This is a genomic window from Corallococcus praedator (assembly GCF_003612125.1).
In the GTDB taxonomy this organism is placed as follows: domain Bacteria; phylum Myxococcota; class Myxococcia; order Myxococcales; family Myxococcaceae; genus Corallococcus; species Corallococcus praedator.
The window spans coordinates 1-6,232 of sequence record NZ_RAWI01000486.1 but is presented as its reverse complement, the minus strand read 5'-3'; the positions used below and the strand labels follow the sequence as shown (position 1 = coordinate 6,232).

General features: G+C 67.0%; 6 protein-coding genes. All 6 read right to left on the bottom strand.

What is annotated here, in order from left to right; genetic code table 11:
• The coding region (locus D7Y13_RS36830; RefSeq protein ID WP_147444549.1) for a class I SAM-dependent RNA methyltransferase at positions 1-984 on the bottom strand (984 nt) is incomplete at its 3' end.
• Positions 985-1,020: 36 nt separating this feature from the next.
• Positions 1,021-1,416, bottom strand: a complete 396-nt coding sequence (locus D7Y13_RS36825; protein ID WP_120537927.1) for a PilZ domain-containing protein — start codon at positions 1,414-1,416, stop codon at positions 1,021-1,023.
• Between the two features lie 78 nt (positions 1,417-1,494).
• Complete coding sequence (locus D7Y13_RS36820; protein WP_120537926.1) at positions 1,495-2,151, bottom strand: CoA transferase subunit B; 657 nt, start codon at positions 2,149-2,151, stop codon at positions 1,495-1,497.
• A 3-nt stretch (positions 2,152-2,154) separates the two neighbouring features.
• Positions 2,155-2,856, bottom strand: coding sequence for a CoA transferase subunit A (locus tag D7Y13_RS36815; RefSeq protein ID WP_120537925.1), 702 nt, complete (start codon positions 2,854-2,856; stop codon positions 2,155-2,157).
• Positions 2,857-2,869: 13 nt separating this feature from the next.
• Positions 2,870-4,051, bottom strand: coding sequence for a thiolase family protein (locus D7Y13_RS36810; protein ID WP_120585956.1), 1,182 nt, complete (start codon positions 4,049-4,051; stop codon positions 2,870-2,872).
• Between the two features lie 136 nt (positions 4,052-4,187).
• Positions 4,188-5,894, bottom strand: a complete 1,707-nt coding sequence (locus D7Y13_RS36805; RefSeq protein ID WP_120537923.1) for a 30S ribosomal protein S1 — start codon at positions 5,892-5,894, stop codon at positions 4,188-4,190.
• Positions 5,895-6,232: the final 338 nt, after the last annotated feature.

The window sequence follows — 6,232 nt, the reverse complement described above, 5'->3', positions numbered from 1 at the left end:
CTCCCGGGCACTGCGCTGGGCCATTTCCACGCCCACCGGCGAGGACTCCACCCCCAGCACCGACGCGGCCGTCCCCGCCAACGGGAAGGTGAAGTTGCCGTTGCCCGAGTACAGCTCCAGCACCGACTCCGCTTCCCTTGCCCCCAGCTCTTGGATGGCGGAGGACACGAGCCCCACGTTGGCCTCCGCGTGCGCCTGGGCGAACGCATCCGGACGCAGGTACAGCGGCACCTCCGGCCGCAGCGGCGACAGCGAGCGCAGCACCGGACGGCCCACCAGCCGGGCGGAGCCCTCCTTCGGCACCAGCACCGCACCCTCCAGCCGCAGGGCGCGCACGGCGGCCTCCGCGGCCTCCAGGTGCCGCGCCGTCACCGGCCCGGAGAGGTTCACCGCGAACGCGGCCTTGTCCCCTTCGGCCAGCAGCAACACCTCCTCGGTGTCCTTCGCCAGGGGCTTGAGCAGCGGGGCCAGCTTCCCGGGAAGCGCCGTCAGGACAGGCGTCAGCGCCGGACACAGATCCACCGGGACGCGCTCGTGCGTGCGCCGGCCGAAGTAGCCGAGCGCCCCCTTCCCCGCCCCGTGCAGCACCGCCCGGCGCCGGTAGCCCCAGTCCCGGGGCGCCACCATCAACGGCCGCACGGTGAAGCCCGTCCGAGACAGCCGGCCCAGGTGCTCCAACGTGGACAGGACGATCTCCTGCTTCGCGGACCGCTGGGCGGTGACGGACAGCTCCAGCCAGTCACAGCCGCCGCAGGCCTCGGAGAGCACACAGCGCGACGTGACGCGCTCGGCGCCATCCACGAGCACCTGCCGAAGCTGGCCGCGCAGCACGCGCCCCTGGGCTTCCAGCAGGACGCGCACGGTGTCGCCGGGGAAGGCGCCCGGCACGAAGACGGTGCGGCCCTCCCACGAGGCCACGCCCTCGCCGAGCTGGCCCAGCCGCTCAATCGTCAATTCAATGGGGGTCTCTGGCAGCGTCAGCATGCAGGCGCTCTGGGGGGACGCCTGGGACGGGCCGCCCTACTTTCGGGTCGTGCTGCCACGCTCGTCCGCCGGCAGGGCTTCCCGCAGGCGCTCCACGAACGCTTCGATGCGCGACCGCTTGTCGTCATCAACGTCCACGAACTCCACCGCCATCCCCGGCACCTCTCCGCCGGCTTCAGCGCCCTGCGCGTTGGTCCGGGTCACCTTGCCGGCCAGGTCCACCGGGAAGTTCGCGCCCGGCAGCGACACCAGGATGCGGACCACGGTGCCCACGGGCAGCGGCTGCTGGGTGTTGATGTACAGCCCGCCGCGCGACAGGTTCACCGCCCAGTCCGTCACGAAGCCCGCCACCGTGCGGTACGCCACGGGCAGCTCGTGGTCGATGCGGTGGGCGCGCGGCGCGGGGACGGGATGCTCCGGGGTGTCGGACATGATGCGGTGTGCTCCACTTTCCGAGGGGGCAAGGTGCCTTCCGTCCCTGGGAACGAAGGGCACCTTATCCCCGGAGGCTCAGAACTTCATCTCACGAAGGTCGGGCGCGATCTTCAGCTTCGGCTCCGTGAGCTGCTGCACCCGTTCCACCGTCAGTCCGGGCGCCAGCTCCCGGAGGACCAGGCCCTCCGGCGTGACATCCAGGAACGCGTGGTCGGTGACGATGTGGTGCACGCACTTGAGGCCCGTCAGCGGCAGCGAGCACTTCTTCAGGATCTTCGGCTGCCCGTCCTTGTTGGCGTGCTCCATGGCCACGTAGATGCGCTTGGCACCCACCGCCAGGTCCATGGCGCCGCCCATGCCCTTGACCATCTTGCCGGGGATCATCCAGTTGGCCAGGTCGCCCTCTTCGCTGACCTCCATGGCGCCCAGCACGGCCAGGTCGATGTGGCCTCCGCGGATCATCCCGAACGACAGAGCGGAGTCGAAGAAGGCGGAGCCCTTCACCACCGTCACCGTCTCCTTGCCCGCGTTGATGAGGTCCGGGTCTTCCTTCCCCTCTTCCGGATACGGCCCGATGCCGAGCAGGCCGTTCTCTGACTGGAGCACCACCTCCACGCCTTCCGGGATGTAGTTGGGGACGAGCGTGGGGATGCCGATGCCCAGGTTGACGTAGAAGCCGTCCCGCAGCTCCTGGGCGATTCGCTGCGCGATCTGTTCACGTGACAGGGGCATGGGTCAGGACGCCTTCTTGCGGACGGTCCGCCGCTCGATCCACTTCTGGAGGTTCTGCGCCTGCACGATGCGGTGCACGAAGATGCTCGGGATGTGCACCAGGTCCGGGTCCAGCTCTCCCGGCTGCACGATGTGCTCCGCCTCCACGATGGTGACCTTGGCCGCCATGCACATCATCGGGGAGAAGTTGCGCGCCGTCTTGTGGAACACCAGGTTGCCCCAGGTGTCCGCCTTCCACGCGTGCACGATGGCGTAGTCCGCCTTGAGCGGCGTCTCCAGCACGTGCAGCCGTCCGTCGATGATGCGCGACTCCTTGCCCTCCGCCACCTGCGTGCCCGCGCCCGTCGGCGTGAAGAAGCCGCCAATGCCGCAGCCGCCCGCGCGGATGCGCTCCGCGAGCGTGCCCTGGGGGTTGAGCTCCACCTCCAGCTCCCCGGAGAGGAACTGGCGCTCGAACTCCTTGTTCTCCCCCACGTAGCTGGCGACCATCTTCTTCACCTGCTTGTTCTGCAGGAGGACGCCCAGCCCCAGCTCCGTGGTGCCGCAGTTGTTGGAGATGATGGTGAGGCCCTTCACGTTCTTCTTGTGCAGGGCCGTGATGAGGTTCTCCGGGTTGCCGCACAGCCCGAACCCACCGCTCATGAGGGTGATGTTGTCCGGGATGTCGGCGACCGCTTCCTCCGCGCTCGCGTAGACCTTGTTCATTCCGTCACGCCCTTCAGCGCTCGACCATCAGCGCGATGCCTTCGCCGCCGCCGATGCACAGCGACGCGACGCCCCGCTTCTTGTCCTGGTCCTTCAGCGTGTGCAGCAGCGTCACCAGCACGCGCGCACCGGAGGCGCCAATCGGGTGGCCCAGCACCACCGCGCCGCCGCGCACGTTCACCTTGGACGGATCCAGCCCGAGGATGCGGTTGTTCGCGATGGACACCACGGAGAAGGCCTCGTTGATCTCCCAGAGGTCCACGTCCTTGGCGGTGATGTTCTGCTTCTTGAGCAGCGTGTTGATGGCGTCCGCCGGCGCGATGGTGAACTCCACCGGCTTGCGGGCCGCCTGCGCGTAGCCCTTGATGCGGCCCAGGATGGTGCGGCCTTCCGCCTTCGCCCGCTCCTCGCTCATCAGCACCAGCGCCGCGGCGCCGTCGTTGATGGAGGACGCGTTGGCGGCCGTCACCGTGCCGTCCTTCTTGAACACCGGCTTCAGGCCCGGGATCTTGTCCGGCTTGGCGTTCTTGGGGCCTTCATCCTCGGAGACGGTGATGAACTCGTCCGGCTTCTTGCCCGGAATCTGGACGGGGACGATCTCCGCCGCGAACAGGCCTTCCTTCTGGGCCTGGATGGCGCGGCGCGTGGACTCCAGCGCGAACTCGTCCTGCTGGGAGCGGCTGATGTCCTGGGAGGTGGAACACTCCTCGGCACACAGGCCCATGTGGACGTTGCCGTACACGTCCCAGAGGCCGTCGTGGATCATCGCGTCCTTGAACTCCACGTTGCCCATGCGGGCACCGCCGCGCATCGTGTGGCTGATGTAGGGCGCGTTGCTCATGGACTCCATGCCGCCGGCGACGATGACGTCCGCGTCACCCAGGGCGATGGACTGTGCCGCGGCGATCACGGCCTTGAGGCCGGAGCCACAGACCTTGTTCAGCGTGACGGCCGGAACGGAGTCCGGGATGCCCGCGAAGATGGTGGCCTGACGCGCGGGGGCCTGGCCCACGCCCGCCTGGAGCACGTTGCCCATGATGACTTCCTGGACGGCCTCCGGCTTGACGCCCGCGCGCTCCAGCGCCGCCTTGATGGCGATGGCGCCCAGCTGGGGAGCGGTGAGCTTGGACAGGGCGCCCTGGAAGGAGCCGATGGGGGTACGGGCCGCGCCCACGATGACGACTTCACGAGCCATGGAACTGCCTCCTGGAAGAACCTTCGCTAACAGCGCCTGACGCCCTTATCACGGGGCGTTTCGGCCGAATCAAATGGAAACGGCCGGGCTCCCACTGGGGAACCCGGCCGCTATTCACGTCACGACGTTGGGCTGATTACTTCTTCAGCTTGCTCGCCATCACGTCGCCCAGACGGGCCTTGGACCCTTCGGCCTGCTTGCGCAGGTACTCGCGGTAGTCCTCGCCCTCGCCGATGAGCGCCTTGATGGACAGCGCCACCTTGCGGTCGGGGGTGTTGATGTCGATGAGCTTCACCTCGACATCCTGGCCCTCGCTCACCACGTCGCGGGGGTTCTCCACGCGCTCTTCCTTCAGCTCGGAGACGTGGACGAGGCCTTCGATGCCCGGCTCGATCTCCACGAACGCGCCGAAGTCGGTGACCTTCGTGACCTTGCCCTTCACGCGGCTGCCCACGGGCAGACGCTCGGACAGGGTCTCCCAGGGATCCGGCTGGAGCTGCTTGATGCCCAGGCTGAAGCGCTCGTTCTCGACGTCGATGTTGAGCACCACGGCCTCGACCTCGTCGCCCTTCTTGAACATCTCGCCCGGGTGCTTGATGCGCTGGGTCCAGGAGATGTCGGACACGTGCACCAGGCCGTCCACGCCCTCCTCGACGCCGACGAACACGCCGAAGTCGGTGACGTTGCGGATCTGGCCCTTGATGACGGAGCCGATCGGGTACTTGTCCTCGAGCAGCGTCCAGGGGTTCTGCTCGATCTGCTTCATGCCCAGCGCGATGCGCTTGGCCTTCGGATCGATGTCGAGGACGACGGCCTCGACGACCTGACCGACCTCCAGGATCTTGGACGGGTGCTTGAGACGCTTGGTCCAGGACATCTCGCTGACGTGGACGAGGCCTTCCACGCCCTGCTCGATCTCGATGAACGCGCCGTAGTCCGTGATGGACACGACCTTGCCGCCCACGCGGGTGCCGACCGGGTACTTCTCGTCGGCGCGGTGCCACGGGTCCTCCTGGATCTGCTTGAGGCCCAGGGAGACGCGCTCCTGCGTCGGGTCGAACTTGAGGACGACCACGCGCACTTCGTCACCGACGTTGAACATCTCGCTGGGGTGACCGATGCGGCCCCAGGACATGTCGGTGATGTGCAGCAGGCCGTCGATGCCGCCGAGGTCGATGAAGGCGCCGTAGTCCGTGAGGTTCTTGACCACGCCCTTGAGGACCGCACCCTCCTTCAGGTTCTTGAGGGTCTCCTTCTTCATCTCCTCGCGCTGCTTCTCCAGCAGGACGCGACGAGAAAGCACGATGTTGCCGCGCTTCTTGTTGAACTTGATGACCTTGAACTCGAACTCCTTGCCAATGTACTGGTCAAGGTTGCGCACCGGGCGGATGTCCACCTGGCTGCCGGGCAGGAACGCCTTCACGCCGATGTCGACGGAGAGGCCGCCCTTCACGCGTCCGACGATGGTGCCCTTGACGATCTCGTCGCGCTCGCAAGCGGCGGAGATTTCGTCCCAGATGCGCATCTTGTCGGCCTTCTCCTTGGAGAGGACGACCATGCCGGTGTCGTTCTCACGGCTCTCCAGGAGGACCTCGACGGGGTCGCCGGCCTTGACCGTGACCTCACCGCGGGGATTGGTGAACTCGGAGATCGGGACCTGACCCTCGGACTTGTAGCCGATGTCGACGATCGCGAAATCCTTCGTCACCTGCACGACCGTGCCCTTGACGATCTCGCCTTCCTTCAGGATTCCGTCGCCGCCACGCTCCTTGAGCGAGGCCTCGAACATCGCCGCGAAGTCTTCGTCACCGCCGTCGATCTGCTGGTTCACGTTCTGCTGCATGAAGTGGAAGTCCTTGGAAACGGTACAACTGCCCCCTGTTTGAGAGGTGTTCGCAGCCGCCTGCGGGGAGCAACCGGAAGCTGCGGGTGTCCCTCCAATAGGGACCTGAGGCTTTTGTGAGGCCGCGCACCCTAGACACCGGATATTCCGGGAGTCAAGCCGTGCCCCGCCTCATGTGATGATCCACGGGGGAATCGGACGGGATCTGTCAATCCCGGTGCCCCGAAAGCCCGCTTGGACGCCCTTCCTAACACCGAACGCGTTTCCCGGCAGCCGGAGGGCTTCTACTTTTATGAACGGCTGGCAGCGTCCGCACCCCTCCCACCTCCAGGGTCCCC

Excerpts from the sequence above, each read along its gene's own strand:
- D7Y13_RS36820 (WP_120537926.1), bottom strand. The coding sequence starts at position 2,151 with ATGCCCCTGTCACGTGAACAGATCGCGCAGCGAATCGCCCAGGAGCTG.
- D7Y13_RS36810 (WP_120585956.1), bottom strand. The coding sequence starts at position 4,051 with ATGGCTCGTGAAGTCGTCATCGTGGGCGCGGCCCGTACCCCCATCGGC.
- D7Y13_RS36815 (WP_120537925.1), bottom strand. The coding sequence starts at position 2,856 with ATGAACAAGGTCTACGCGAGCGCGGAGGAAGCGGTCGCCGACATCCCG.
- D7Y13_RS36825 (WP_120537927.1), bottom strand. The coding sequence starts at position 1,416 with ATGTCCGACACCCCGGAGCATCCCGTCCCCGCGCCGCGCGCCCACCGC.
- D7Y13_RS36805 (WP_120537923.1), bottom strand. The coding sequence starts at position 5,894 with ATGCAGCAGAACGTGAACCAGCAGATCGACGGCGGTGACGAAGACTTC.